Source organism: Lacrimispora sphenoides JCM 1415, from assembly GCF_900105615.1.
Classification (GTDB): Bacteria; Bacillota; Clostridia; order Lachnospirales; family Lachnospiraceae; genus Lacrimispora; species Lacrimispora sphenoides.
In genome coordinates, this window is sequence record NZ_LT630003.1 from 2,517,939 (window position 1) to 2,544,845 (window position 26,907).

The following is a 26,907-nucleotide window of genomic DNA, read 5'->3' on the forward strand; positions in this document are numbered from 1 at the left end:
TCTTTTGTCACTATTTTTGTATGTAATAGGACATGAAATCCGCCAGCTTTTCACATGCCACTTTTAACTGGCTTAGCTCCGGAAGGTAAACGACCCGGAAATGATCCGGTTTTTCCCAGTGGAACCCGCCTCCATGAGTCAGCAGAATCTTCTTATCCTTTAAAAAGTCTAATACAAACTTTTCATCATCATAGATGTTACATTTACTGGTATTGATTTTAGGAAACATGTAAAAGGCTGCTTTTGGTTTTATGACGGAAATTCCCGGAATCTCATTTAACGCCCGGCAGGTGTATTCTCTCTGTTCGTATATTCTTCCACCCGGTATCATCAATTGCTTTGTTTCCTCTTCCATTTCCAGTGCAGCCTCGATTACGGACTGGGCCGGAACATTGGAGCAAAGCCTCATGGAGGACAATAAGTTTATCCCTTCCACATAGCCTTTTGCAAAGGATTTATCGCCGCAAAGGCTCATCCAGCCGCAGCGGTATCCTGCAATTAAATGGGACTTCGATAGGCCATTGAATGTGATGGTCAAAAGATCCGGTGCCAGAGAGGCAATGGATACATGTTCCAGGCCGTCAAAAACAAGCCTGTCATAAATTTCATCTGCAAAGATGATCAGCCCATGTTTCCGGCATACTTCCACAATCTCCTCAAGGACTTCCCTGGGATACAGGGTACCGGTAGGATTGTTGGGGTTGATGATGACAATCCCCTTGGTTCTGCTTGTAATTTTACTTTTGATATCGTTGATATCCGGGTACCACTCCGCCTCTTCGTCGCACATGTAATGGACAGCGGTTCCTCCCGAAAGGGTTACGGACGCGGTCCATAAAGGATAGTCTGGAGAAGGGACCAGAATCTCATCCCCGCTGTTTAACAGCCCCTGCATGGCTAGGGTGATCAGCTCGCTTACGCCGTTTCCCGTGTATACATCATCCACAGTGACCTGTTCGATCCCTTTTTTCTGACAGTATTTTACGATGGCCTTTCTGGCTGATAATAGACCCTTGGAATCCGAGTAGCCTTCCGTATGGGACAGGTTTTCGTTCATTAACCGAAGCAGTTCCTCCGGCGCACGAAAACCAAAGGGAGCCGGATTTCCAATATTTAATTTTAATATATCAACTCCCTGATCGATCATCCGGTTTGCTTCATCCATGACCGGGCCTCTGATATCATAACACACATGATCCAGCTTACTGGATTTTTCAAAATTTCTCATCATTGCTCTCCTCTTTCTATGTAATTTAATAAGTGAAGGTAATAAAAAAACGCCCTAAACGTCGAAACGTTTAGGGCGAATGTACAATCCGTGTTACCACCTAAATTCAGAGAAATCTCTGCACTCTCTACGATACTATCATATCGTGCCCCTGTAACGTGGGAATACGTTGAAGCCTACTAAACCATCTCCCTGGAATCAGGGAAACCATTTTTCGGTTCAAAGCTCCGAGACTGCTTCGATATACTAAAATAAAGATTCGCACCAACCATCTTCTCTCTGAAATTTATTGTATATGTACTATTTCTCTTCATTGCCTTTTCACTATTTCCGCAATAATAACACAGGCAGGAGGAATTGTCAATTACTAAAAATAATTTATCTCCACAGATAACCCGGTCTTAAATTTCCTCATCTGCCGGGAAGCGGATTCCTCCCTTATGTCTTGCAGTTGTCTGGATTTCGCTTACAAGCAGGGTGTGGTCCAGAAGCTGATAGCACCTTTCCAGATCATTGCCGCAGATCATATCCTGAAATTCCATAAATTCATTCACCATGCGGTGATCAAAATCATCTTCATTTACAAGGGATTTAGTCTCATCATTCATGATGATTTCAAAGCCTCTGCAGATGCTGGCAGGCGTATCCTGACGGATGACCCCCTTCTCTCCCTGGATATAATTAGCGATAGGAGCCTTGCAGTCCTTTGCTCCAACGCATGTACATTTAAAAGTGCCGTAGTCCAAAATTAAAATTCCAGAGGTATCAATCCCTCTCTCCACATTGGGGAAATATTCCACCTTAAGCGGCCTTCCGAATAATCCTGCAACGTAATGGATGTTATAGATATTGATATCCATGAGCGCACCGCCGGAACAATTGGGATCAAAGGCAGGCAGAATGCGGCCCTCTTTGAAGCTGTCATATCTACTGGAATACTGGGAATAGTTGAACTGAACGATTTTGATGTTTCCCAGGGTTGGCAGAAGCTCTTTTATCCTTTTATAATTCGGCAGATACAGGGTAGTAACAGCTTCAAATAAAAACAGATTTTTCTCTCTTGCCAGCCCGCTTAATATCTGGGCTTCTTTAAAGGTTGTGGTAAAGGGCTTTTCTACAATCACATGCTTTCCTGCCTCCAGTGCCTCTTTCGTAAACTGGAAGTGCAAATGGTTAGGCAGAGCTACATAAACCGTATCCACATCACTGTTTAAGAAGTCCTGATAATCTGTAAAAGTATGTTTTATGTTATATTTTTCACCAAGTTCTCTTCCCACTGCTTCACTTCTTTTCGTACAGCAAATGGCCGCAAGCTCTACCTTATCCAAATAATGAACGATTGGCAGAAACTCCTTTACAATCTTTCCTGATCCAACGATACCTAATTTCATCCTTATCTCCTCTCAAGTACATCTTAGTAGTTAAATAACCTTTCTTAATTCTCCTGTAACAGAATCTATTACCAGACCATGTATCATGATCTCCTCCGGGACAAAGGGATGGTTGCGTATCAGCTCAACGGACTTTTTGATGGATAAATCCAGATCCTTAAATCCTCCCAGCCAAGTATCAAAATCAATGCCATAGTATTTTACCAGGTCGATATTCTTTTGTTCAATTCCCCGCTGTTTCATTTTTTCAATAATTTTCTTGCTGTCCGTATGTCTGGCCCCGCAATCGGTATGGCCGATTACGAGGATTTCCTTAACATCCAATTCATAAATACCGATCAGCAGGCTTCTCATGGCACTTCCAAATGGGTGGGATATAATTCCTCCGGCATTTTTGATAATTTTTGCATCCCCGTTTTTAAGCCCAAGGGCCATCGGTAATAATTCCGTTAATCTTGTGTCCATACAGGATACAATCGCGACTTTTTTATCCGGAAATTTATTGGTAATATATTTTACATATCCTTTGTTTTCTACAAATTCTTTATTAAACTTCAGTATTTCATTAATCATCCTTCATTCTTCTTCCGCATTTTTATTTCAGTCCTGCCATTAAAACAGCTTCAAATAATCTCCGTATCCTTCTTTCTCCATCTCTTCTTTGGGAACAAACCTTAAGGAAGCGCTGTTAATGCAATAACGCAGTCCTCCGCGGTCCATTGGACCATCGTCAAATACATGACCCAGATGGGCATCTCCCAGCTTGCTCCTCACTTCCGTACGGATCCTTCCAAAGCTCCGGTCCTCATGGGTTTTAATAATCTCAGAGTCAATCGGCTTAGAAAAGCTTGGCCAGCCGCATCCTGACTCAAATTTATCAGTTGACATAAAAAGCGGCTCCCCTGTTGTAATATCTACATAAATTCCCTCTTCGAATTTATCAAAAAATTCATTTTGAAAGGGAGGCTCCGTTGCACTGTTCTGTGTTACTTCAAACTGCAGGCTCGTTAAGTTTTCTTTCAGTTCTTCCGTTTTTCTTTTTCCGTATTTTTTGCTTTTATCCTCCGCCTTCTTTGCCTTTTCAAATTTATCGGCACCAATATGGCAGTATCCGCCTGGGTTTTTGTTCAGATATTTCTGATGGTACTCCTCTGCCCGGTAGTAACAGGAAAGAGGTTTCACTTCAATTGCTATTTTTTCTTTATATTTTTTCTGAAGCTCATTGATCGAATCCTGGATCACCGCCTCATCCCTGTCATCCGTGAAATAGATACCTGTCCGGTACTGGGAACCAACATCGCCTCCCTGGCGGTTCACGCTTATGGGATTGATCACATCATAATAAAGCTGCAGCAAATAGGTAAGACCTATGATGCTGTCGTCGTATTCCACCTTCACCGCTTCTGCATGCCCGGTATCATGGCTGCATACTTCCTTGTAAGTTGGATTCTCAGTACTGCCATTGGCATATCCCACCTCTGTAAACAGGATGCCCGGGATATTTTCCAGATACTTTTCTGTTCCCCAAAAGCAGCCGCCTGCCAGATAAATTTCTTTCTTCATAGAAAACACCTCTCTTTAAAAGTATAAAAAACTGCCTTTTTCTCTGTCAAGGAATCAAATGATTTGATATTCTTCCATCAGCTTCACCGCTGACTTTACGATCAGAGCTGTCATACCCCATATGATCCAGTCTTCATATTTATAAAACAAGACGTCATAAGTTCCTTTAGCCCAAGGGTATTTTACCCCTCCCGGAATCCATTCATACGGAAAATCCTCCGGCGGCTCAGAAATCAGTTTACTCACAAATCTCTCCGGTTCCTGACTGCGGAAAAAATCCAGTGGTATTTTTATGACCTCTTCTACTTCATCTCTGCTGAATGTGTCCTGATAATCACTTATAACTCCTATAAAAGGATGGATCATTAAGTTAAAGGGTGACAGATAGATATCTCCCGGTCCCATCACCTCAATCTGCTGCGGCAATATGTTCAGTTCTTCAACAGTCTCACGTACCGCACATTCCTGAAGGGATTCCCCCGCTTCGAGCTTTCCGCCTGGAAAACAAATCTCTCCCGGCTGCCGCTTTAACTCATTGGATCTTTTTTCAAATAGCAGGTAAGTAACCCCTGAAATATGGATCAGGGGAATCAGAACCGCATACTGCCTGAATTTTTCTTCTCCGATCATTCCGGGACGCCGGATTGAAAATTGTTCTTTCTCCAGAATAATGGCCTCCTTCCGCTTGTGGTTTTGCTAATCAGTCCGGGCATGGACCGATCCCCAAAACCACGGGATAAATGCTATATAAATTTTACACTAAATCTTATATAATAACAATAGTAATTCCTACTTATATACTATATATTCATCCTATTTTTCCATGTGTCAGACCGGCAGAATGATATAGGAAAAATGTATGGCTACCCATGATTTATGTTCGGAATTTTAAAGCTTTTTTCGTATTATTGTGCTATAATCCCTTTAAAACTAAAAAAAGAAACTTATCCATGGGGATATGCGATGAAAGTGGCAGGAGGAGGAGACATCAACAATGAAACAGAATCCTTACGATAACAAAGCATTCTTTGAAAAATACAGCCAAATGGACCGCTCAACAAAAGGGCTTGCCGGAGCTGGGGAATGGAAAACTCTTGAATCAATGCTGCCTGAATTCAAAGACAAGCGGGTGCTGGATTTAGGCTGTGGATTCGGCTGGCATTGTCAGTATGCCATAGAGCATGGGGCCAGAGCTGTCACAGGTATAGACATTTCCGAAAAAATGCTTGCAGTAGCAAAGGAAAAGACAAGTGATAAAATCTGTTATCATCACATGCCAATCGAAGAGATATGGTTCAGCGAAAATTCATTTGATGCAGTCATCAGCTCTCTTGCGTTCCACTATCTGGAATCTTTTGAACAGATTGTTGAAAAGGTATCCTGCTGCCTTGTAAAGGGAGGAGATTTTGTCTTTTCTGTGGAGCATCCGGTTTTTACAGCGAATGGCAGTCAGGAATGGTATTACGATGAAGCCGGAACGATCCTTCATTATCCGGTTGACAATTACTTTTTCGAGGGACAGAGACAGGCCAGTTTCCTTGGAGAAAATGTTACGAAATATCATAAGACCCTTACCACCTATTTGAATGGTTTGATACAGGCAGGCTTTGAATTAACCGGTGTAGTGGAGCCTCAGCCATCTAAGCATCTGCTTCAAACCGTGGAAGGCATGGTAAATGAGCTTCGCAGGCCTATGATGCTGATCATTTCAGCAAGAAAAAAGTAACCGTTACAAGAGTCCTGCTTTACAGGCTCTTCAGAATGCCGGCTTATTGCTTTTTGGTTTGTTAAAAATCAAGAAGCAATTTCATTTTCTGTTGTTTTTTGTGGGAGCGTACAAAAATAGCGTATACCTTCTCACCTGTATACGCTAAATATTTATGATATTATGCGAAAATATTGCACTGCTTATTTTAAAGCACCTACAGGCACCCTTCTATATAAAACCGCCAAAGGTAGTCTTTAGCTTCCTCAGCGTAGTCAATTCCCACACGTTTTGTGGCTATAACATGAAAGTTCTCTCCTGTGCCCTTTTCAAGATATATCTGATCACCGCACAGGTCTATGCCGTTATGGCTTCGGTCCATGGATAATGCCTTACACAGCTTTCCCGGCCCGTTTGTAAAGCCCTTTAACTGGCTTTTAGACAACTCCTCATAAGGCTTTCCATATCTTTGCTGCGCCATCCACTGGATTCCCTCCAATGGTTCAGCAGCCCTTATTAAAACTGCCTGTGGAATCCCCTTCTCCCTTGTTACCACATTGAAGCAGCAGTACATCCCATAGATAAGAAACATATAAGCATGACCGGGATCTCCATACATCACTTCCACCCTTGGTGTCCTCTTTCCGCCGTAAGAATGGGCAGCCTTATCTTCAACGCCCATATATGCCTCTGCCTCTATGATCTTAACAGCGAGTCTCTGTCCCTCAATCTCGTGGACAAGCACCTTCCCCAATAGTTCCCTGGCAACCAGGACAGAATCCCTATTATAGAATTCTCTGTCTAGTTTTTTCATCCCCTCAGCCTTCCTTTCGTATGATAGCAACGATGAATTTTTAAAAGCAGACTATCATCCGCCCTATTTGAACATTGCACTGGAATTCAGTACCGAAGTACTGTATACAAAAAGCACATCCTGATCATCAAAGGTAATATAATCGCCGACCAAATCACTGGCAATGTAACGGATATCAACCATGGTCACTTTGGAATACCCGTCAAGCAAAAGGGTTGCCAGGCTGCTTCCAAAGGAATCCCGGAATATCACCAGCTCTTTTCCGTTTTTTACATTTGGATTGGTGATTTCCAAAAGGGCCGCCGCACCGGATAAATATACATCATACGGATCATTTCCTGTAAGCTTTTGGGTATCATACACGGCTGTAGTTTTTCCTGTCTCCCAATTATACACGGTACAGGCATCTATGAGGTCACTGGTAAGGTATTTCAGTTTGTCCGGTTTCATGGGAAGGGCAGAATGCCCATAATATACTCCGTAAAATGGTTTCTCCACTTCGATTTCCTTATATTGCCCGGTGCTCTCCTTCTCTTCTCCTAATGCATTAAGGATTTTATCCGCAGCCTTAGTAATCCTCTCCTGCTTCCAGTGAATATCTGTCTTATAATAATCTTCGATTTCCAATATATCCGATAGATCTATATACTTCGCAAACTCTGTATCCGCCTTCATCATTTCAAACAGCTTCTGGTAATCCATGGAGGGATAGCCATTTGCCTGGGAGAGAAAATACCCCTTGTCAGGAACAATGGTAAGATACGTTTTTACGTCTTTCCCAGCCATATATTTATCATACAGAAACCGGAACTTTTCCGCCGCTTTTTGAATGGAAGCTTCATTCAAGGGGTATTCCATTTTTACGGCGCAGCCATCCTGAATATAGATGCCGTTATTATCTTTCTGACCCAATGGATAAAACTTGACATACGCTTTTATGGTACGGTATAAAAAGCGGCCGGGGAACTGGTCTTTGGCATATTGCTCAAAGCCCTCCATAAAATCTGCCGTGGTAAGGCTTTTAAGGGTAAATTCCGGAAACCCGGCAAGCTTTCTTCTTTCACTGGCTGATATTTCCTGTGTTGGTGAAAGCCAGGAAGAAAGCGCCAGAAGAACCCATACCGTTCCTACCAAAATCACGATCATCCGATTTGTTTTTCTATTTTTCATTCCTGCCCTCCTTAAAAGCGAAAATACAGAAATGGATTAAAGGAAGCATCGATTAAATATGCCGTTGTCAGCAAAAGCATCACCACGCATACCACAGGCTCTGCCCAAGTAAGGGCAATCGCTCCAAATGGTGTTTTGCGGATTCTGCCGATGATTCTCTTTGGCAAATCAGTACTTCCGGTTATGGCTATCACAAATATGATAAAATAGCTTCTTAAATAATAGGCGGACTGGACTCCTGTAAGCGGCAATCCGCTCATTCCGAACATGGAACGAAGCCGTTCAGCTGATGTACTCAGATCAGGCGCATCAAATATGACGAAGCTTATGATTACAAGAAGCATGACATACAAATGAGAAATGCTTTCCGGCATTTTCTTTAAGAAACTGCCAAGCCACAGCTTCTCAATCATCAGGAGAACAGCAAATAACATTCCCCATATGACAAAATTCCATGCAGCGCCGTGCCATAAGCCGGTCAGCATCCATACCAAAAAGATATTAAAGAGCCAGCGCATCCTGCCAACGCGGTTTCCTCCTAAGGGAATGTATAAATAATCCCTGAACCAGGTTCCAAGGGACATATGCCACCTGCGCCAGAATTCAGTAATGCTTTGGGAAATAAACGGATAATTGAAATTCTCCTGAAAATCAAAGCCAAATATCTTGCCTAAACCGATTGCCATATCACTGTATCCGGAAAAGTCAAAGTAAATCTGTAAAGTAAAGGCCACTGCATAAAGCCAGTAGAATAAAACATTTCGTTCCGGAGAATCTGCAAAGTCTTTGCACAATTCTCCAAGTGTATTGGCGATCAGTACCTTTTTTGAAATTCCAAATAAGAACCTGCGTATTCCAATGCGGGCTTTTAAAAGACTGTGCTCCCTTCTGTCAAGAGCCTGTGCGATATCAGTATATCTAACAATGGGACCTGCGATCAGCTGAGGAAAGAAGGCCACATAAGTGGCCAATGATAACAGATTCTTCTGGGCCTTTGTGTTTTTTCGGTAAACATCAATGGTATAGCTGAGAATTTGAAACGTATAAAAGCTGATGCCAATGGGAAGAACTACGTTCAGCAAAGGGACTGATAATCCGGTCATGGAATTGATGTTTGCTATAAAAAAATCCACATATTTAAAATACCCCAGCATTCCCAGGGAAAAGACCACCGAAACTAGGAGCCATCTCTTCCCCCATGCAGAAACGGAGTATTGCTCGATGAGCAAACCAAGAATGTAATTCACCACTATGGAAAGGACCATAAATATGATGTATTTCGGCTCTCCCCAACCATAAAATATGAGGGAAGAAAAAAGCAATACACCGTTTTTCAGCTTCTTCGGACATACAAAGTATACGCCAATAACCAAAGGCAAAAAATAATATAAAAATGTTATGCTTGAAAATACCATGCTGTCACTATTTAGATAACTTAAGGTCGAAATCTGCACCGCACATTTCCTTAAAGGCATCTGCAACCTGCTGGGAGGTTACTGCGTCCTTTAAATTGGAATCAACCATAACAAGCATGATCAAATCATTGTAGGTAACAATCTGGAGGTCATCTGCCATAACACAAATCCACTTCCTCTGATCAATCCCATTAAGCATATCCTTTGCAACTGCTTCTGCATCAGCTGCATTATTTACACGGGCAAGTACGAGGGAATAGGCCTGTGAACCGATCATCGCCTCGGACACAACAGCTTCCTTTACTTTAGAAGCATCGTCAAGGCCCATATTATATTTCACCATATCCTTATTTGTTAAATCAATGGGTGTATTTCCCAGGCTTAAATCAACCTTTGCTTTTTCGTAAATTGTACCAATGATTGAGGTCAAATCTCCTTTCAGAGCCTCCGGCATATTACCCCCGCCCTCTGTCTTCTTGCATCCGGTAACTAAAACCATAAACATTGCCACTAATATAAAAATTGCTGATATCTTATTTCTCATCTTTATAAACGATCTCCTTTATTTTCATTAAATCAGTATAGATTTCTCATCGGGTACCCAAGTGCTGCATTACCGGCTAAATTCTATCTTCTTTAAAATAAAAATCGTCCTGTTTGAGGACGATTCTGATTTTAAGATAGCCAGAAAGATTATTTCTTCTTGCCTGACTGGTTCAAGGCGACGGCGGCCAGGATCAGCTCCTGAAACGCCTCCTCGTCCACTTCCTCTCCCTCATGAAAGTCAATGGCTCTCCTGGTGTTACCCTCCAGACTTGAGTTGAATATAATAGTTCTTTGCCGATTCAGACCAGTAACTATTTTAAAGCCGTAAACATCCAGTTTACGCCATATTTATCCTGTAAGGATCCATGTAATGCTGCAAAAAATGATGGACTAAGATCCATATAGATCTCACCACCCTTCTTTAAAAGATCCCAGGCACCTTTCACAAGCGCCTCATCCTTGGTCGTAATGGAAACATACATATTATTACCTTTTGTGCTTTTCTCAGAGCTGTCGGCACACATAATTTCCATGCCATCAATCTGAAGTCGGGCATGCAGAACCAGATTTTTGTTTTCTTCGGGAATAGGGAAAGCGGGGTTTGGCGGCATGTCACTATATTTCCGCATCTCAGTTATCGTACCGTTAAATGCTTTTTCATAAGTTTTAATTGCCTCTTCGCAGTTTCTATCAAACATCAAATAATGACCTAGCATAGTAAAACCTCCTGTTTTTATTTGTATCAAGTAATTTTAATGATCATTGTTATTTTTTACTTTCTCGTTTTAAATATACCATGAAAACAAACTCTCGCAAAGCAACGATTTTCTTAAATAAACTTTACATTTCATGTAAAAAGCCGCATAAGTATAACTTATGCAGCTTTTGATTATCATACGTTTTCCTGGCGTTCCATAAGAGAATGCATGATATGGAGGATATTTTCCTTACTCATTGGTTCGGCATGTCCCATGACACAAATATCAAAATCAAATCCTTCTATCCATGTAATTAATGAACGTAGTTTCTCTTTATCTAAGAAGCAGTTGTCATAATAATCAACCCCAACCGCATCTCCGATGAATAATATTCTTTCCTGAGGTATCAGGATACAGACACAATCCTCACTGTGAGGAGATTCCACATGATAAAGTTCCGCAGTTATATCTCCCAGATCAATTTCCATGGATTCTTCAAAAGAAAGATCGGAGGTTACCACTTGTATCTCTGAAAGAAGGGGATATTCTGTACGGATACTTGTATCAGCAAATTCAATTTCTACTTTTGCTTCCAGTCTTTTTTTCATTTCCACATCCGTCCATTCCCACTTCGCCATTTCCGCTAATTTAGCATTTGTTTTTTTATGAGCGATTGTGATCCCTTCCACCGCATGCATACCAAATGTATGATCCCAATGCCAATGAGTGACCGCAGTAATGCCTGGTTTTTCTAATCCTTCTTTGCACAGAGCTTCATAAAATAATTCAACATGCTTTTGGGAATTGCCTGCGTCTATCATGAAAGAATGCTTCTGTCCTTTTACATACCCGAGAACCGGCCTGTCGGCCGCTTTATCAAACATGCTGTAATACACACGATCTGTTAGTTGTCTAAATTCCATTAAAAATTCTCCTGTCATATTTGTATTTTGCGAATCCGGCTTAAAAATATTATAAGTGCTCTTTACAGGAAAGCGTTTTTACTTCCACCTTAAAAACACCGACTGCCTGAAGCATTGCATCAGGAAACTCCCAATCTTCTTTTCCTGTATTATGAAGCATAATGGTTTGCAGGGCTGCTTTCTTTTCTTCTGGTTCTTCAATAAATTTGATATCCCCTGATCCGATAATACTCTGAAAACGGGCAGAATGCTTACATGCTGTCTCCCCTTTTATGAGTTCATAATTTGCATCCAGTTCAAACCCAACCGTATGGTTTTTGTAAATTAAATCAATTTTTCTGCCTTCCTTGGCACTATGGAAATAGAATGTTCTTTGCCCATCATTTTCTTTAAATCCAAAATTCAACGGAACAATATACACCTCTCCGTCATCATAAAAACCCAGTCTGCAGCAGTGGCATGACGAAATGATTTCATTGATTTTCACGTTATCTATTACTTCTCTGTCTTTTCTTCTCATGCTTTTAATCCTCTAATCAAATGCTGATATGTAGTTGCATTATTCTAATAGCGGCATGTATCAATTACTGTTCTCTTTACTCTGGTTTCGAAGCATTCCACATCTGTTATCCGGCAAGTATTCAAATCGATGCTTATTGTACAGCAGGTCAGCAGGGCAATTTGCGATCAGGCAAATATAACTGTCCTCATGTGTGTTCTCTTCAAAGTAACGGTCAATGGCCTGCATAATTTGTTCCGCATAACCTCTCCGCCGGTATTCTCCATCAACCATAATATCACTTACGACGTAGGTGATGCCCCCATCCCCAACTACTCTGCCAAAACCGATCAGTTTTTCTTTATCATAAAGAGAAACGGTAAACAAAGAATTTTTTAAAGCAATTTTGCTTCTTTCCAAATCTTTATTATTCATTCCGGCACGTAACCGAAGACTTATGTAATCCTGGGCTTTCGGAGCTTCATATACTATCTGTATATCCATTTTTTCCTCTCTCAACTTTCTCTCTATATAATAGAATCGTTTACGCCTGATTGTTGAATCAAACTTTAATTTGCTTTTACTAAAATTTCTTCTACTGCTTGTCTCCAATATATTTCGGGAATATCTGGCCATATGCAAGTACCGGTTTCAGCTTCACATAATGCCATAGCCCTTTTCAATACTACGATCCAATAATCTTCTTTATTACCTCTGATGAAATAGCAGTTATAGTTTTCAGCCATTTCAAAAATCATTTTCATTGTCTTTTCAGGATATGCCAATTCACCAACATAATCTCCTAAAAGAGCAAAGGTTTTTACGCCTCTTGACAATGCGTATTCCACACATTTTTCCAAAGCAATGTAGTTACCATGTATATCTGATAGTACTGCAAGATCCATTTATAATTACCTCCTTATATCGGCATTTATTCTTCTATGGATAGCTTTGCAGCCCTGACTGCATGAATTTGTGCAGTATCAAAAACTGGTAATTCCAGATCCCTTTGCTGTATCAGCAGACCGATTTCGGTACAGCCGAGAATAACTCCCTGTGCACCTTGTTCTGCAAGGCCATGAATAATGCTGAGGTATTTTTCTTTCGATGCCTCTGAAATAATTCCCAAACACAATTCATTATAAATCACATCATTCACAATTTCAATTTCGTCTTCATCTGGAACAAGGACCGTAACTCCTGCATTCTCTAGCTTTTCTTTATAAAAATCCTGAGTCATGGTATATTTGGTACCCAGCAAAGCGACTTTTGTAATATTGTGAAGCTTTAATTCATCTGCCGTAGCCTCCGCTATATGAATGACAGGAATATGAATGCTGCTTTGGATCTGGGGAACTACCTTGTGCATTGTATTTGTACAGATCAAAATAAAGTCCGCCCCTGCTGTTTCAAGACGTTTGGCAGCCGCTGTTAAAATAACAGCACTTTTATCCCAGTCACCGTCTGCCTGGCACTTCTCTATTTCAGAAAAATCCACACTATATAAAAGCACTTTCGCCGAATGTAATCCTCCCAGCTCCTTTTTCACTGTTTCATTCAAAATTCTATAGTAAGTAACCGTGCTTTCCCAACTCATTCCGCCAATCAGTCCTATTGTTTTCATGTTTGTTTCCTCCCCCTAATTATTTATTGATATCATATCATAATTATCTTCTATTGTCTTTGGCTTTATTGATGGACGGGCTGAGTTATATTGGATCAAAAAAAGAGGCGGCTTTTATGAAAGCCGCCAGCCCTACAACTCCTTCAAACTCGGATTGTTGAAGTTTGCCCATGTGAAATTATTATCAATATATCGAACCATTCTATAAGCCATAGGCTTAAATCCGCACTTTGGCCAAAATGTTGAAGAGGCAAGATTGGTTATCCTCCAATCAGTTATGATTCTCTGATACCCTTTTTCTTTTACCAGCCTGCTGCCTTCATTCATTAATTTCTTCCCAACGCCACTTCTCATTTGGGTCGGGTAAATGCCTGCGATACTTAGCTCCACTCCATCATCAGGCGTCATTAAATCCGGAATAACGGGTTCGTATACCTGAAATCCCAATTCCTTCCTGTCTTTTTCCGCAATGAGGATCATTGCTTCCTCATCCTCTGCAAGCCCTTTGTATCCTTCCCTAATTCTCACTACAATCTCAGGTAAGGCTGGTTCAAAGACAGGCGCAGAATTTTGATAGGAAAAGATGATTCCAGACATTCTCCCCATTGCTTCCCTATCCGCTTTATTGGCGAGTCTGATTTCTGCATCAGATGCAGTTTCAAATAGATTGTAATCTCCAATATTCATTATCCCATGCACTTGCTGAATCGAAAAGCTCAGCCCAAGGAAAGCCTCATAATACATCTTGCTTCCAAGAGGTATTAATGCATAATGGTGAAAGCAGCCTTGTTCGATCCACAGGTTGGAAACTTTTGCATAAAGAGTTCTAATAAGTTCTGAGGGCTGGTCCCTCCTCACTGCGATCCCTTCATAAGGCACCCAGACATGCCTGCCTCTTTCATGGTCAATCTTTATCCTTCCTACTATATAGCCGACCAGTTCATCATTAACAAATGCCCCTATCCCAATTGCTTTACTATTTATGAATAGTTTTTCAAGGGAATCCTTGATATATTCTGTATTGAGACAGCTGTTTCTTAAAGATGGGAATTCATTGCTCTCAAGATTTTGCCTGCACATCAACAGGTCAACCATAGCTTGCACATCATCATAACTGATTTGCCTGAATTCACAAAATTTCATATCTCCTCCTCCTCCCACGGAACTTACATTACGGATTGTATCCGCGATCTATTCCTTATTCATACTTTTTGCCCATTCTTCTACTCTCCGGCTGCTTTCTTCTTCTGATAAATCCTCGATCCTGGTCATAATGGACCATCTCACTCCAAATGGATCCAGAATACTTCCAAACCGATCCCCTGACACAAAGTTCGTAACAGGCTCCCGGACTTTAGCTCCTTTTGCCACCGCATGATCAAACACCTCATCAACATCGGAAACATAAATTGCCAAAGAATAGCAGGCATTATCCTCTCCTGGCGGTAAAACCAGCTGATAAGCCGGATTCGCCGCTCCCAGCTGCAAAAAGCCGTTACCAAAATCCAGCTCTGCATGAACAATGATACTATTGCCGCTTTCATCGGAAAATTCCGTGCTGTCCTTAACCCTTGCATGGAATACGGACTGATAAAACTTAATTGCTTCTGAGGGGTTATTTACTACGATAAATGGTGTTATGGACGTAAACCCATTCGGCATACCATTATTCGTATGATCTCCTGTTGCACCCATATATTTTGCCATTGCTCTTCCTCCTTAATACAAATCATCAATAAGGGTTTATTATATATCATCTACACTGACAGCTACTGTCAGTATTATCGTTAAATTTGATAATATTCCATTAGCTCCGACGCAATGTCTGCCAGCCTTTTCTTCAAGCTCTCAGGCTCTATGATCTCAATGGCTCTCCCATAGGATAAGAGAAAATAAGGCACATATCCATTCATTACTCTTTCATCAAGTAAAAAGACAGCCTGATTTGGAGTTCTCTCTTTCAGATGATGTCCTAAATACCAGTGAATGCTCAAATCATCCAAGGCCTCTGCCCTGCCCCTGATCACGACGGAAACCACCCTGTCCTTATTTGCCAGGTCAGGCAAAAGATTTTGTAAGAAGAGTTCTTTGGCGGAAAAGGCTTCCGGACGTTTAAAAGTCATTTGTGTCCGATTTATCTGTAATATCCGTTCCGCACGAAAGCTGCGGATTTCATTTCTCAAGTGGCAAAATCCAATGGTATACCATTTATTGTTCCAGTATATTACGCCGTAAGGATCAATGACCCTTTGTCTGGATTCTTCTTCACGGCTTGTACGGTATTCAATTTCCACGGAATACTCATTTGCCACAGCCCGCTCTATTTCTACCAATTTCGGCTTAACGGAAGAGTCGATCTCGCGGCTTATCACTTCAAAACCGGTTAAATGGCGATTGAGAATGCGTTCCTGTTCCCGGTTGGAATACATTTTCAACTTTTCCGTTGCCCTGTTTAATGCCTCATTAAAAGGGTACCCCGCTTCTTTTGCAAATACTGCTGCATGGAGAATGGCCTTTTGTTCATCAACATCAAAAAATAAGGGCGCATTGATAAAATCATTCAGCAGACTATATCCGCCATTCTGGCCTGCATCGGATACGATCGGTACCCCGCTGGCACAAAGTGAATCAATATAGCGGTAAACAGTCCGTATATTGATCTCCAGTCTTTCCGCTATTTGTTTTGCAGTAATTTTTGTCCCTGAATTCAGCATCCAGAGAATTGCCAGCATATTATCGTTTTTTGACATTGTTTGACCTCATTTTCTCCTATGTTTCCCATTCATTATCAGAACTGCATGCTAAGATATTTATCTTCTGTAATTAATTTACACAATAAACATTAAAATTACAATCAGAAAATCAATTTCTGTACAGCGTTCGCCTTATGCACACGTCCATGAGAACCAAATTACGCCGGCCTGCAGCTCATGACTTCCCTATTTTGTTATATTCGGGGAAGGTTTCCAATATATTAAACTGTAATGATATTATGAGGTATAATCAATGGCTGTTCCATTAAATCAAGTTATAAACCCTACGAATGAACAACGGCGCGAAATGATCAGAACATCATTAGAAAGGGCTGGCCGGCCGGAAGATTACGAATATATTGTTAATTTACTGAGTCCTCCCCCGGATATCACAAATTATGCATCGCCGGGAGAAATGAAAGGGGTAAAAATAGGTGTCATCGGAGGAGGTCTGGCCGGTCTGGCCGCCGCATTTGAGCTTCGTAAGCTGGGAGCCGATATTACAATTCTGGAAGCCAATGAAAATAGAATCGGGGGAAGAGTTTATACCTATTATTTTGATCCGGAAGGCAAATACTACAATGAATTCGGCGCTCATAGAATTCCGGCAACTCATGAAACCACCTGGCATTACATCAATTTATTAGGCCTTAACACCCTTCCGCTGTCCGTAAGGCAGCGAAATAATTTTTTATACGTACATAATACCCGTCTGAGAACATCAGACTCCATTGAACAGATGCTTTATCCTTTATACGATTTGACCCCTCAGGAAAGAAGCACTCCCTGGCCAGAGCTTGATGACTATGCCTTTTTGTATCTGATGATGCAGCTTCCGCCTGATATCCGGTCAGAGCTAATACAAATTTTACCGGAATATTCCCCGGAATATTTAACTCTAACAAACTATACCGTCCGGCAGACCCTGGAGAACCTGGGGTTAAGCCAGGGGTTGATCAGCTTGATCTCTGGGGTCAGCCCAGGTACCGGCGCTTTGCTGAATATCAGTTATGATGAAATTACCCATGAGGAATATACTCTCGATTACCGTAACACCTATACCATCGAAGGCGGAATGGTAAATCTGCCCTATGCATTTGTCCAATCTCTTCTCGCAGATAATCCGACCCAGTATCAAAATATTCCGGCGTCTCAGCTTGGGACGGTTAAATATCAGCCCGGACAGACGGTTATCGGTATTTATCAGTCGCCTTATAATAATCAAATCATTCTAACTCACCGCAATGTACGGAATCTCAGGAGAACCACCGATGTATTTGATTACGTTGTATGTGCGATTCCCTACTCTACTCTAAGAGAAGTAGAAATCAAGCCATATTTCAGCAACCTTAAGATGCAGGCTATTTTAGAGTTTAACTATATTAATTCGCAAAAAACACTTTTTATGTGCAATAAACGTTTTTGGGAGCAGGATACCGAATACGGAAGAATGGTGGGGGGACTTTCCCAGACAGACCTGCCTATTCAGTCCATCTTCTATCCGGGAGATCATATCCTTTGCCCCGATGTTTCCTCCTGTTCGCCGGATGATCCTGGTGTACTGGTGGCTTCCTATAATTATCATTTAAATGCAACAAGGGTGGGAAATATGGACGAAATCCCCCGGTATAAACTGATAAGAAGAAATGTGGAGGAAGTTCACGGATTGCCAAGAAGATTCTTAGATTCCATTGTAGAAGACCATAAGACTGTTGTTTGGGATAATCAACCCAATAACCGGGGAGCTTTTGCTATGACACTTCCAGGTCAGAAAAAACTGTTTGCCTATGAGATGCTGAAGCCGGAATTTAATCAGAGAGTCTACTTTGCCGGTGAACACCTATCCACGAAGCACGGCTGGATGCAGGGGGCATTATATACCGGTAAGGAAGCCGCCAATCAACTGGCGAATACGTTTCACGATCAGCTTAAATGATACTCCAGCGGCATGAGTAAAAACCGCTTCAGGTTAGAGCCCATACATAAAACCGCTGCCCTGTAACATAGGGCAGCGGATCATTTAAGAAATAAATTCATTACTTTTACGGTATGTTCCCTATTTCCATAGGTCTTTTTCACTCTGTCAACTTCTATATATCCCATATTACACCAGAACTTATACCCCATGTGGTTATCTTCCAAAACCCCGATTCTTAATGCCCTGCCATGTTCTTCCAGAACCCAGTCTTTTATAGAATCATGTAACTTTCTTCCCAAACTGTTTCCTCTTTCCTTTGGGTCAAGCATAAGTAAGCCTATTATCCACTCTCCAGCCGCTTTATAATCTTTAACCATATCTATTACAGCAATTAAAACATTCTTTTTATATACTCCAAATACAAACTTGTCTTTCATTGCTTTACCCGGCGGCAAGTCAGACAGAATGCTTTTTCCTGCATCCTTTTTGGGCGGCCCGCCTTCCGTTAATTCAAAAAAGTCGGAGCATCTTTCACATAGATCCTGTACGTCTATCTCATCATCGCCTGACAATAACCTGATATTGTATTCATGCTGCCCTATTCTTTTATTTCCTAACAAGATTAATCCTCCTTTCCCTATCCTAAATTATAAAAACCGCCTGACTTTTTTACAATATGCCATATATTCTTCCCCGTATATTCCTTTTAGCGACTGTTCCTCCAGAAGGATTTGGCGTTTAAAAAGCCACATTCCGGCAAAAACATAGGTAAGGATTATCCAATTGGGGATAATGAAAAATACGCCTGATAAAACCAATCCAAATGCGGTATATATGGGATTTCGGCTTATGGAAAATGCGCCTGTGGTCACAAGCTCCCCCGGATGGTCTTCATCAAGACCTACACGAAAGCTTTTTCCAAATGAAATCAGTGCGTATATAAACAATAAAATACCCATAACACATAGTATCGCGCCTATCCAGCCGGTGAATGTATCGTCAAACAATTCAACTCCTATTCCAGGCAGATCAAAAGCACTTGCAAATACGATATAGAATAATAGAAATGCAAATGGCAGGATCAGAAAATCCGTTTTATCCTTTTCGCCAAATTGAATTGCTTTTATGCCCAGCCTCTTTAATTGAAAGGTCCGGATCATAACAAGCATTACAAGCAAAACCAATGTTGATGCTGCAAGATATCTTACCATATGATTCACTCCTCAAAGAAAACACATATCAGTTTACTCTAACAAGAATGGAAGCACTGTAGTTGCCAAAATAAAGACTACAAGTGCAGCGATCGCTATGAGACTTTTAGGATTTCCGAAATTTAAGGTATAACCTATTCCGAATCGTTTTTCCACAAAAAGAGATGGATCATCTTTGTTGCAATACAGAAAACCACCCAGCCAATAACGGTCATCGTCCACCTTGTTTCCTGTCGCATCATCCCTTATATCCAACCGGCTTCCTCCCTGGCCGACCCAAACCCCTAGATAAATGCAGCTTAAGAAAATAACAGCAAAAAAGGCAAAGGGCAGAATCATCATCAGCTTTTCATTTATTATGGACAGCATAGTAAGTTGAATGCAGGTAAATAACAGCATTACCATAAATCCGACAGCATATAAGAAAATACTCATTATACCCTGGAAGGCCTGAGTTCTCCGGTGACTCCGCTGATTCCTGGACGTGCCAATGCCAAAATTGATTCCTGCAAACAAAAGTCCAGTGAAACTTTGGATCAATGGCATCACAGCAAACGTTCCTATGGATTTTGCAGCATAACGGTCCACTTCTCCTGCAAGGTTGTAATGCATGGGGATTTGCCCGGGTAATGATGGATATTTAAACACTGCTGCCATAACGGCAATGGCAATCGGAACAAGATACAAAAGATACCACGCAGTACCAATCATTTTTTCGGATTTTTCACTGATATTTGTCACTGTCTCCGTATCAATCTCCCAATCGCGTTCTTGTTTGATCGCCTTGATCTCTGAACGCGCGAAAAAATATATGAAAGTACTGGCAGCGAGATACAGGAATATACCGCTCAGCTGGAGCCATAACGCCCGTTCTTCCGGCATCCAAATATAACAAATAGTGCTTCCAATTCCCAATACCAAACCAATCACAAGACAGCTGATGCAGTAATTGCGCCGCAATAATTTTATCTTAGGATCGTTATATTCGCTTACAGGTATAGAAATACCAAAGCAGATATTTTTTTGTATAAAATATGGGGTAAAAGCAGTAGCAAACAATATAAGAACCCAAGAGAACCCCATTATCCCAATTATATAACTTAAACTTTCACTCAAGACAATTTCCTCCTTCTATGCTTTTATTCAAAAGGTCATGCTTTATATCTGCAAGCCAATCTTTGCCGATGTACCGGGATCATCATACATCAAATATAGCACTAAAATAGGATTTGTCAATTTTATGATTTATAGCCATATAAATTTATGTTGGACTGCCTTAACGGCGATTTATTTTTTAATTTAGGTCCGTTTACATGGATCGGCATTCAGACCTTAGAACATGCTGCTGGCAGCAAAGAGGCGCCCTCCGGAACACGAAGCTTCTGCAAATTGTAGAATGCTATACGCTCTGTCAGCGTTGCCGCCTACTAACCCGAAATGACGTAAGGGGGTGACAAGGATGGCGAAACCGTTTGTTTGTTCCAGACACTCCCTCATGGTATTACTATCTGCACATTTGGAAACAAAAGTGTATTACTTTTTAAATTATCGTTTAAGTAAAATTACATTGGTTTTAGGTTTTTATTTAATCGTTCAATCATCCATGCCAGGCGCTTAACACGGCCGGCGTCTGTTTTCGCATCAAGATATGCCCGTGTATATGTCCTTTTTACAGATGGCGCCATCGCTTGAAAATTCGTATAGGCCGGTTCATGCTCTTTCAACAGATCACTTAAAAGTCCTATTTGTTCATCAGTAATCTCTGCAGGCTTTGGAGCATCCCATTGTCCGCTTTTCTTAGCTTCCTCTATTTTGACTTTGCCATAATCAGTCATCAGCCCTTGTTTTTCAAGTTTTTCAACCAGCGACTTATTTTTCTCCGACCACTTACTATTCTCTCTGCGAGAAGAGTAATATTTAATATATTTATTATCGTCAATGCTCTTCATCTGACCGTCAATCCAACCGAAACAAAGGGCTTCTTCAAGCGCTTCATTTGCCCCTATGGTCTTTGGCCCGCCTGATTTTCCGAATAACAGCCAGACTCCGCCGCTGGAGAGGCAATTTTCTTCTAACCAATTTCTAAATTCATCCCGTGAAGTAAATAGCAAATGTTCAATCAAAATGTTCACCATCCGATTCATTAATTTATCAATCGATTGCCGAGACCTTTTTTGCAGTGGCAATAAAATCTTTCAGACTTTTTGAAATCCATTTATCTCTATGATATATCAACTGTGAAGCAATTTTATAGTTTGTCATATAGTTAAGCGGTACCAATTCCCCGCTTTCTAACTCTTTCTGCACAGATAGCTGCGGGAGTACACAAACTCCAAGCCCGCTAAGTACCGTTTGTTTTATAACCTGCAGACTGCTTGTTTCAAGAACAACTTTTGGGGTTATGGAAGCTTCTGTTAAAGCTTTTTCAAACATTTTTCGGTAACAGCATCCTCTCCCTGTTAAGATTAATGGAATACCAGAAAAGTCCTCTATCATAACTTCTTCCCTTTTTGCAAGCGGGTATTCAGGAACAGAAAACGCACAAATCGTTTCATCAATCTGCAATTCAGTAATTATGGAGGAATTGCTTATGGGTACATCAAGAGTAAATGCAATATCAATTGTATTATTCGTAAGCAAAGGCATAAAGTCGGTTGTGTCCAAAACTTTTAAAAACAATTCAATATTGGGTTGTTCTATTTGATAAGATTTTATAATTTCCGGCAGCCGATATATACATATAGATTCAGATGCACCAATGGTGATACGGCCATAGTCATTTTTATCAGCAAATTTGCGCTTTAAATCATTCAACAAATCAAGCATCTGCCGGGCATAAACGATCAGTTCTTCACCCTCTGGTGTAAGGGTGATGTTTTTACCAATACGCTCGAAAAGCCTTACACCTAATTCTTCTTCCAGCTGCTGTATTTGGGTTGTAACATTGGATTGTGCGTAATGAAGATATTCAGCAGTCTTAGTGAAATTCTTTATTTCACTTAATATTAAGAAAGTATGCAATCGCTTTAAATCCATAAAGAGAAGGGCCACCACCTTACTGTGACTGCTTAAGTCTTAATAATACCATTCCACCTTTACGCTCGAAGCCAGTCTCCCACAGCTCATAAAAAGACAGCCAGCGAAACCCGCCATAGGTTGCAATTTTTACAAAAAATTCATCTTCAAATTCTTCATATCCCACAAGCATGAACCAATGCCAGACCAGATCCTTAAAATTAACATTCTTATGCCGCAGCAGCAAGAAAGGAATCGAGATCCCTTTGTCAATCTGGCTTATGATTTCCCTGGCTGCTTCCTTCGCCGGAACCTCTCCCGGACAGCCTGTCAGCTGTATATCCGTTGCACCCACCTCCTGCAAATATTTATAAAACCCGTCTATAAATATATCCAGTGTATCGATTCCATGAAATCGGGGCTTTAAATAGGGCTTCATTATCTTGGAAAAATTTATATAATCTTCCTTGTCAAGTCTTTTGATCTCATAGGGATACAGATGGGCTTTATTGTCATGGAGCGCTATATTGATGCAGGCATCACAGGCTGCTGCCGCCCCACATCCACCCAGATGCATCATTGGGTCCCGGAACCAATCCTGATTTCCGCCAAAGGAATCTCCGACTCTAAAATAGGACAATTCTTTCTTCATCTTTTCTCCTCACTTCATTTATACTATAGATGAATTATAGTACCAGTCTTGCATTTCGTAAAGATAAACAATATTACAAAAAGTCCATGTTTTTCAATATGTGAAAAACACGGACCTGTTTTAGGCTTTCAAACAAATTTAATATTGATCTCTTCTTAAAATATGCTTACACCCGATATAAGTCAATCCAAAATAAACGCCATAAATTAAAACAATAAACAACGCCGGGATAAAAACGCTATCCATCACATTCACACGTTCAAAGGCCATCATTACATTATTTACAGCCGTAAGCCCAACAATGGAATGAACAATTCCAAGTATAAAAGGCAGTAAAAAGTAACAAAGTATTTGTACAAACAATGCTCTGTCCAGCATCTTCTTTTCAGCACCCAGCTTCCTTAACAGTGCATAACGTTCCTTGTTATCCGATGCCTGGGCAAGCTGCTGGATTGCAAGAATTGCCGCGCAGGCAACCATAAACACAATGCCAAGATAAATGGCTAAAAAGGATATGATGGCTTTCATGGCAAGCGATGAAGCATAGATCTCTTCTCTGCTTGAATAGTACCAAAAGCCCTTTTCCTGATACTCCTCGCTGTTACTATATTGATTTAGTTTTTCCTGAAGTTCCTTTGATCCTTCCCCAGTTTTGCATATCATGTTAAGCACCTGATCCGGTGACTTGTTAAGGGTTTCAGAAAACCCGTCATTTACAACAAACGTGATACCGGAATCACTGTTGGAAAGCTTTATGTTTTGTACTTCCCCCTTTGGCTGGAGCGTTTTACCCCCAAGGGAGATTGTTACATTTCTATCAAGGAACTGCTGCGCAATATGCTGGTAAACGTCGCCGGACGCAATGATGAAATACCCATTTCCAGGAAGATCGGCTTTTTCCATTCCCTGCATTTCTAAAAACTTCTGGTAATCAGAAAACATAACAAAATCGAGGCCACGTTTCCCGATATCAAAGGACAGGGAAGAATAATCAACCGGGAAATCCTTGTAATGAAGATCCCCGCGGTAAATACTATATTCATGGCTGATTGCGTCAATCCCTTTAATTGACAAAGGCAGGCTTTCATATATGGTCTTATAATTCCCTTTCCCATCGCCATAAAAACTGACATCATAGGGCGCAGTCTCCTTTAAATCGGCTGACAGAATATTTTTCATGCTGTAACCGGTTGAAAAAATACCGATTACAAGAAGCAAGACAATGCTGACCACGGATATGGATATAAAGTTTGTGTTGATCTTACTGGTGAGCTGACGGGTTACAAACATGGTCAGGTTTTTATAATAAAGCTTTTTATTAGATTGTACCAGCTTTGTAAGTATTCCCGAAAGAGAAAAGAAAAACAGTAATGAACCAGCCGTTCCTAAAATAATGGACCAAAGGAAGATACGGTTAATATTAATAATTCCATTTTTCAAAACCAATGCATAGGCGGTTCCTAAGAAAACAATAGATACCAGGAAAACCAGCACCGATAATTTGGTACTTCTGATTTTTAAGCTTTCATTTTTCCGGCCGCCATAGATCAAGTCAATCAGTTTATACTTGCTGACTGCAATTGTATTGAAAATGATTACGGTTAAAAAAATAACTGCAAAATAAAGGATACTTTTCACCGCTGCATCTGGTGAAAATATGAATTTATAGGCGGTCATGTCTGCCTCAAATATTTTAGCAGTGAACACAGACATAAACTGGGATCCGAAAACACCGATGATCAACCCTGCAATTAAAGCAAGGAGTCCCATGAGAAATGTTTCAAATACAAGAATGGCAGAAATTTTACCTTTGCTCATACCCAGAGTCATGTAAATGCCCATTTCTTTTTTACGTCGCCTGATAAAAAAACTATTTGCATAAACGATCAAAAAACCCAGGATCACTGCAACAAACACTGATATGACTGATAATATCTTTCTAAGTGCAATCATGGAATCGGTCAGTATTTCCGTCACAACCATGATATCCTGCTGCGCATAGATGGAGTTAAACATATAAAAGATAGAAACGCCAAATACAAGAGTGAAAAAATATACCGTGAAATCCTGCATGCTCTTTCCGACATTTTTAAAAACAAGCTTAGTCAGCACTTAAATCACCTCCAAGAAGGGCCATAACCTCCATGATCCGGTCAAAAAATTCCTTGCGTGATTCCTTTCCCCGGATAAGCTCATTAAACAGTTTTCCGTCTTTGATGAACAAAATACGTTTGCAATAGCTGGCAGTAAATGCATCATGGGTTACCATTAAAATGGCAGCATTTATCTGTTCATTTAAATTTTTAAAGCTTTCCAAAAGCATCTTTGCAGACCTGGAATCCAGGGCACCGGTAGGTTCATCGGCAAGAATCAGGGTCGGATTTGTAATGATGGCTCTTGCTGCGGCTACACGCTGCTTTTGGCCGCCTGACATCTGATACGGATACTTATGCAATACCTCCGTGATGTTTAAAAGGGAGGCAGCCTGGTAGATCCGCTCATCCATTTCTCCTGCTGGAGCTTTCATAATAGCCAGGGCAAGTGCAATATTTTCATGAGCAGTCAGGGTATCCAGAAGATTAAAGTCCTGAAAAATAAAGCCAAGTTTTTCGCGTCTGAACTTTGATAAGGCTTCTGCTTTCATCTCAGTGACATCCATTCCATCTATATAAATATGACCTGAGGTCGCATCATCAATGGTGGAAACACAATTAAGAATGGTGGTTTTTCCGCTTCCCGATGCCCCCATAATACCGATATATTCTCCTTCTGAAACATTAAAACTGATATTGTCAACAGCCTTTGTAACATTCCCTTTATTACCGTAATATTTCTGAAGGTTCTCAACCTTTAAGATTGTATTCATAATGTCCATCCTTTCCTCTAGTGTATAGAAATAATATAGGCTAAAATCGTCAAAATATAAATATGGGCCGGATAAAAGGCATAAAAGAAATATTTCATTCCGCGGCCCTTCTGCTTATTGTAAAGCAGCATAAATGGTAAGGCAAATAGCATATACCACTGAATATTATCCAAAAACATACTCTTCACACCGATCTCGGGATTATAACCCATAGCAAAGATCAAAAGGCTGAGCAGAAAATAAAATATACCGATTTTCTTTTTATCCTGGTTGCATAAATATAATCCAACGCCTAAAACAACCAGTACAATACCGCCTTCACAGAATAAAAGTGAGGGAACAAAGAGCATTATCCCTCTTGTTATAAAGAATAATCCTGGATCAGACATGGCCAACATTATAATGATACTGCTGAAAACAGGAACAAGCATTAAAAATATATATTGCAGAAACGGACGTTTCTCTTTCCTGCATATAGAAATCCGCTGAATGCTGAATATGATCAGACATATTACAAATAGCGTGGAAAAAATATTATTAAAGATAATACCCCCATTAGGCAACGGGAAATAATGATTAATCAGATCATTGCCAAAGTTCATAAATACAAATCCAAACCATAAACGCATTAAATATTTTACCGGATTTCTTGTGTATCTCATGCCATTGGCTGTAGCAAAGATGAATAGAGGCGCTGATAATCTGCCCAGTATTGTAAACCACAGCGGAACCTGGAAAACACCTGTAAAAGTATAGTGAATATGATCGAATACCATGAGCACCAAAGCAATTATTTTAATCTGAAAACTATTGAGTCCTTTTTGTAACATTTATAATCTCCTTTTCTATTTCTGAATTATGTCTATTATAATTCCATCTGCCTCTGTCAGCCATTGATTTTACTTACATGGAACGA

The 26,907-nt window shown here is 40.6% G+C and carries 29 protein-coding genes and 1 other annotated feature; of the genes, 2 read left to right on the forward strand and 27 right to left on the reverse strand.

Annotation, left to right across the window (positions count from 1 at the left end):
• Positions 1-10 precede the first annotated feature (10 nt).
• The 5 genes from BMX69_RS11340 to BMX69_RS11360 form a co-directional block, all read right to left on the reverse strand.
• Positions 11-1,228 (reverse strand): pyridoxal phosphate-dependent aminotransferase, encoded by a 1,218-nt coding sequence (locus tag BMX69_RS11340; RefSeq protein WP_100042395.1) that lies wholly within the window; start codon positions 1,226-1,228, stop codon positions 11-13.
• A 68-nt stretch (positions 1,229-1,296) separates the two neighbouring features.
• Positions 1,297-1,551: a binding site (T-box leader), on the reverse strand.
• A 78-nt stretch (positions 1,552-1,629) separates the two neighbouring features.
• Positions 1,630-2,619 (reverse strand): Gfo/Idh/MocA family protein, encoded by a 990-nt coding sequence (locus BMX69_RS11345; protein WP_100042396.1) that lies wholly within the window; start codon positions 2,617-2,619, stop codon positions 1,630-1,632.
• 30 nt (positions 2,620-2,649) lie between these two features.
• On the reverse strand, positions 2,650-3,192 hold the full coding sequence (locus tag BMX69_RS11350) for a beta-class carbonic anhydrase (protein WP_025233846.1): 543 nt from the start codon (positions 3,190-3,192) through the stop codon (positions 2,650-2,652).
• A 39-nt stretch (positions 3,193-3,231) separates the two neighbouring features.
• A complete protein-coding gene (msrB, locus tag BMX69_RS11355; RefSeq protein ID WP_100042397.1) occupies positions 3,232-4,182 on the reverse strand; it encodes a peptide-methionine (R)-S-oxide reductase MsrB in 951 nt (316 codons plus the stop codon).
• A 54-nt stretch (positions 4,183-4,236) separates the two neighbouring features.
• Positions 4,237-4,812 (reverse strand): NUDIX hydrolase, encoded by a 576-nt coding sequence (locus BMX69_RS11360; RefSeq protein WP_242941408.1) that lies wholly within the window; start codon positions 4,810-4,812, stop codon positions 4,237-4,239.
• Positions 4,813-5,176: 364 nt separating this feature from the next.
• On the opposite strand from BMX69_RS11360, the gene BMX69_RS11365 reads away from it, so the two are divergent.
• Entirely contained in the window at positions 5,177-5,908 is a 732-nt protein-coding gene (locus BMX69_RS11365; protein ID WP_054791780.1) for a class I SAM-dependent methyltransferase, read from the forward strand.
• 196 nt (positions 5,909-6,104) lie between these two features.
• On the opposite strand, the gene BMX69_RS11370 is transcribed toward BMX69_RS11365, so the two are convergent.
• The 13 genes from BMX69_RS11370 to BMX69_RS11435 form a co-directional block, all read right to left on the reverse strand.
• The gene (locus BMX69_RS11370; RefSeq protein WP_100042399.1) at positions 6,105-6,701 is read right to left on the reverse strand and encodes a DNA-3-methyladenine glycosylase; all 597 of its coding nucleotides are present in this window, start codon (positions 6,699-6,701) and stop codon (positions 6,105-6,107) included.
• A gap of 63 nt (positions 6,702-6,764) precedes the next feature.
• A complete protein-coding gene (locus tag BMX69_RS11375) occupies positions 6,765-7,871 on the reverse strand; it encodes a DHHW family protein (RefSeq protein WP_054791782.1) in 1,107 nt (368 codons plus the stop codon).
• Between the two features lie 11 nt (positions 7,872-7,882).
• Positions 7,883-9,244: an MBOAT family O-acyltransferase gene (locus BMX69_RS11380; RefSeq protein ID WP_330387716.1), complete on the reverse strand. Its 1,362-nt coding sequence runs from the start codon at positions 9,242-9,244 to the stop codon at positions 7,883-7,885.
• A 49-nt stretch (positions 9,245-9,293) separates the two neighbouring features.
• Entirely contained in the window at positions 9,294-9,830 is a 537-nt protein-coding gene (locus BMX69_RS11385; protein ID WP_025233853.1) for a hypothetical protein, read from the reverse strand.
• Positions 9,831-10,143: 313 nt separating this feature from the next.
• Positions 10,144-10,548: a VOC family protein gene (locus tag BMX69_RS11395; protein WP_100042400.1), complete on the reverse strand. Its 405-nt coding sequence runs from the start codon at positions 10,546-10,548 to the stop codon at positions 10,144-10,146.
• Positions 10,549-10,724: 176 nt separating this feature from the next.
• On the reverse strand, positions 10,725-11,453 hold the full coding sequence (locus BMX69_RS11400) for an MBL fold metallo-hydrolase (protein WP_054791561.1): 729 nt from the start codon (positions 11,451-11,453) through the stop codon (positions 10,725-10,727).
• A gap of 49 nt (positions 11,454-11,502) precedes the next feature.
• Positions 11,503-11,973: a pyridoxamine 5'-phosphate oxidase family protein gene (locus BMX69_RS11405; RefSeq protein WP_054791562.1), complete on the reverse strand. Its 471-nt coding sequence runs from the start codon at positions 11,971-11,973 to the stop codon at positions 11,503-11,505.
• A gap of 60 nt (positions 11,974-12,033) precedes the next feature.
• Positions 12,034-12,456 (reverse strand): GNAT family N-acetyltransferase, encoded by a 423-nt coding sequence (locus BMX69_RS11410; protein ID WP_174715217.1) that lies wholly within the window; start codon positions 12,454-12,456, stop codon positions 12,034-12,036.
• Between the two features lie 65 nt (positions 12,457-12,521).
• Positions 12,522-12,857: a metallophosphoesterase family protein gene (locus BMX69_RS11415; RefSeq protein ID WP_054791563.1), complete on the reverse strand. Its 336-nt coding sequence runs from the start codon at positions 12,855-12,857 to the stop codon at positions 12,522-12,524.
• Positions 12,858-12,883: 26 nt separating this feature from the next.
• Complete coding sequence (locus BMX69_RS11420) at positions 12,884-13,576, reverse strand: aspartate/glutamate racemase family protein (protein WP_054791564.1); 693 nt, start codon at positions 13,574-13,576, stop codon at positions 12,884-12,886.
• A 132-nt stretch (positions 13,577-13,708) separates the two neighbouring features.
• Positions 13,709-14,719: a GNAT family N-acetyltransferase gene (locus BMX69_RS11425; protein ID WP_054791565.1), complete on the reverse strand. Its 1,011-nt coding sequence runs from the start codon at positions 14,717-14,719 to the stop codon at positions 13,709-13,711.
• 48 nt (positions 14,720-14,767) lie between these two features.
• Positions 14,768-15,283, reverse strand: coding sequence for a VOC family protein (locus BMX69_RS11430; RefSeq protein WP_025233860.1), 516 nt, complete (start codon positions 15,281-15,283; stop codon positions 14,768-14,770).
• Between the two features lie 80 nt (positions 15,284-15,363).
• Positions 15,364-16,326, reverse strand: a complete 963-nt coding sequence (locus BMX69_RS11435) for a helix-turn-helix transcriptional regulator (RefSeq protein ID WP_100042401.1) — start codon at positions 16,324-16,326, stop codon at positions 15,364-15,366.
• A 256-nt stretch (positions 16,327-16,582) separates the two neighbouring features.
• Between BMX69_RS11435 and BMX69_RS11440 the strand changes: the two genes are divergently transcribed.
• Positions 16,583-18,265 carry a flavin monoamine oxidase family protein gene (locus BMX69_RS11440; protein WP_100042402.1) on the forward strand — a complete coding sequence of 561 codons (1,683 nt, stop codon included), beginning with the start codon at positions 16,583-16,585 and terminating at the stop codon, positions 18,263-18,265.
• 80 nt (positions 18,266-18,345) lie between these two features.
• Here BMX69_RS11440 and BMX69_RS11445 read toward each other — a convergent pair whose 3' ends face one another.
• The 9 genes from BMX69_RS11445 to BMX69_RS11485 form a co-directional block, all read right to left on the reverse strand.
• Positions 18,346-18,867: a GNAT family N-acetyltransferase gene (locus tag BMX69_RS11445; protein WP_100042403.1), complete on the reverse strand. Its 522-nt coding sequence runs from the start codon at positions 18,865-18,867 to the stop codon at positions 18,346-18,348.
• Between the two features lie 27 nt (positions 18,868-18,894).
• A complete protein-coding gene (locus tag BMX69_RS11450) occupies positions 18,895-19,458 on the reverse strand; it encodes a methyltransferase family protein (RefSeq protein WP_100042404.1) in 564 nt (187 codons plus the stop codon).
• Positions 19,459-19,491: 33 nt separating this feature from the next.
• On the reverse strand, positions 19,492-20,388 hold the full coding sequence (locus tag BMX69_RS11455) for a DUF1648 domain-containing protein (protein ID WP_242941409.1): 897 nt from the start codon (positions 20,386-20,388) through the stop codon (positions 19,492-19,494).
• A 632-nt stretch (positions 20,389-21,020) separates the two neighbouring features.
• A complete protein-coding gene (locus BMX69_RS11460; protein WP_330387718.1) occupies positions 21,021-21,602 on the reverse strand; it encodes a YdeI/OmpD-associated family protein in 582 nt (193 codons plus the stop codon).
• Positions 21,603-21,609: 7 nt separating this feature from the next.
• Complete coding sequence (locus BMX69_RS11465) at positions 21,610-22,494, reverse strand: LysR family transcriptional regulator (RefSeq protein ID WP_054791611.1); 885 nt, start codon at positions 22,492-22,494, stop codon at positions 21,610-21,612.
• Positions 22,495-22,513: 19 nt separating this feature from the next.
• Positions 22,514-23,125, reverse strand: coding sequence for a hypothetical protein (locus BMX69_RS11470; RefSeq protein ID WP_100042407.1), 612 nt, complete (start codon positions 23,123-23,125; stop codon positions 22,514-22,516).
• Between the two features lie 138 nt (positions 23,126-23,263).
• On the reverse strand, positions 23,264-25,237 hold the full coding sequence (locus tag BMX69_RS11475) for an FtsX-like permease family protein (protein ID WP_100042408.1): 1,974 nt from the start codon (positions 25,235-25,237) through the stop codon (positions 23,264-23,266).
• Positions 25,227-25,991 (reverse strand): ABC transporter ATP-binding protein, encoded by a 765-nt coding sequence (locus BMX69_RS11480; RefSeq protein ID WP_100043836.1) that lies wholly within the window; start codon positions 25,989-25,991, stop codon positions 25,227-25,229. The genes BMX69_RS11475 and BMX69_RS11480 overlap by 11 nt, the downstream gene beginning before the upstream one ends.
• Before the next feature lie 17 nt (positions 25,992-26,008).
• On the reverse strand, positions 26,009-26,821 hold the full coding sequence (locus tag BMX69_RS11485; RefSeq protein WP_100042409.1) for a TraX family protein: 813 nt from the start codon (positions 26,819-26,821) through the stop codon (positions 26,009-26,011).
• Between the last annotated feature and the right edge of the window lie 86 nt (positions 26,822-26,907).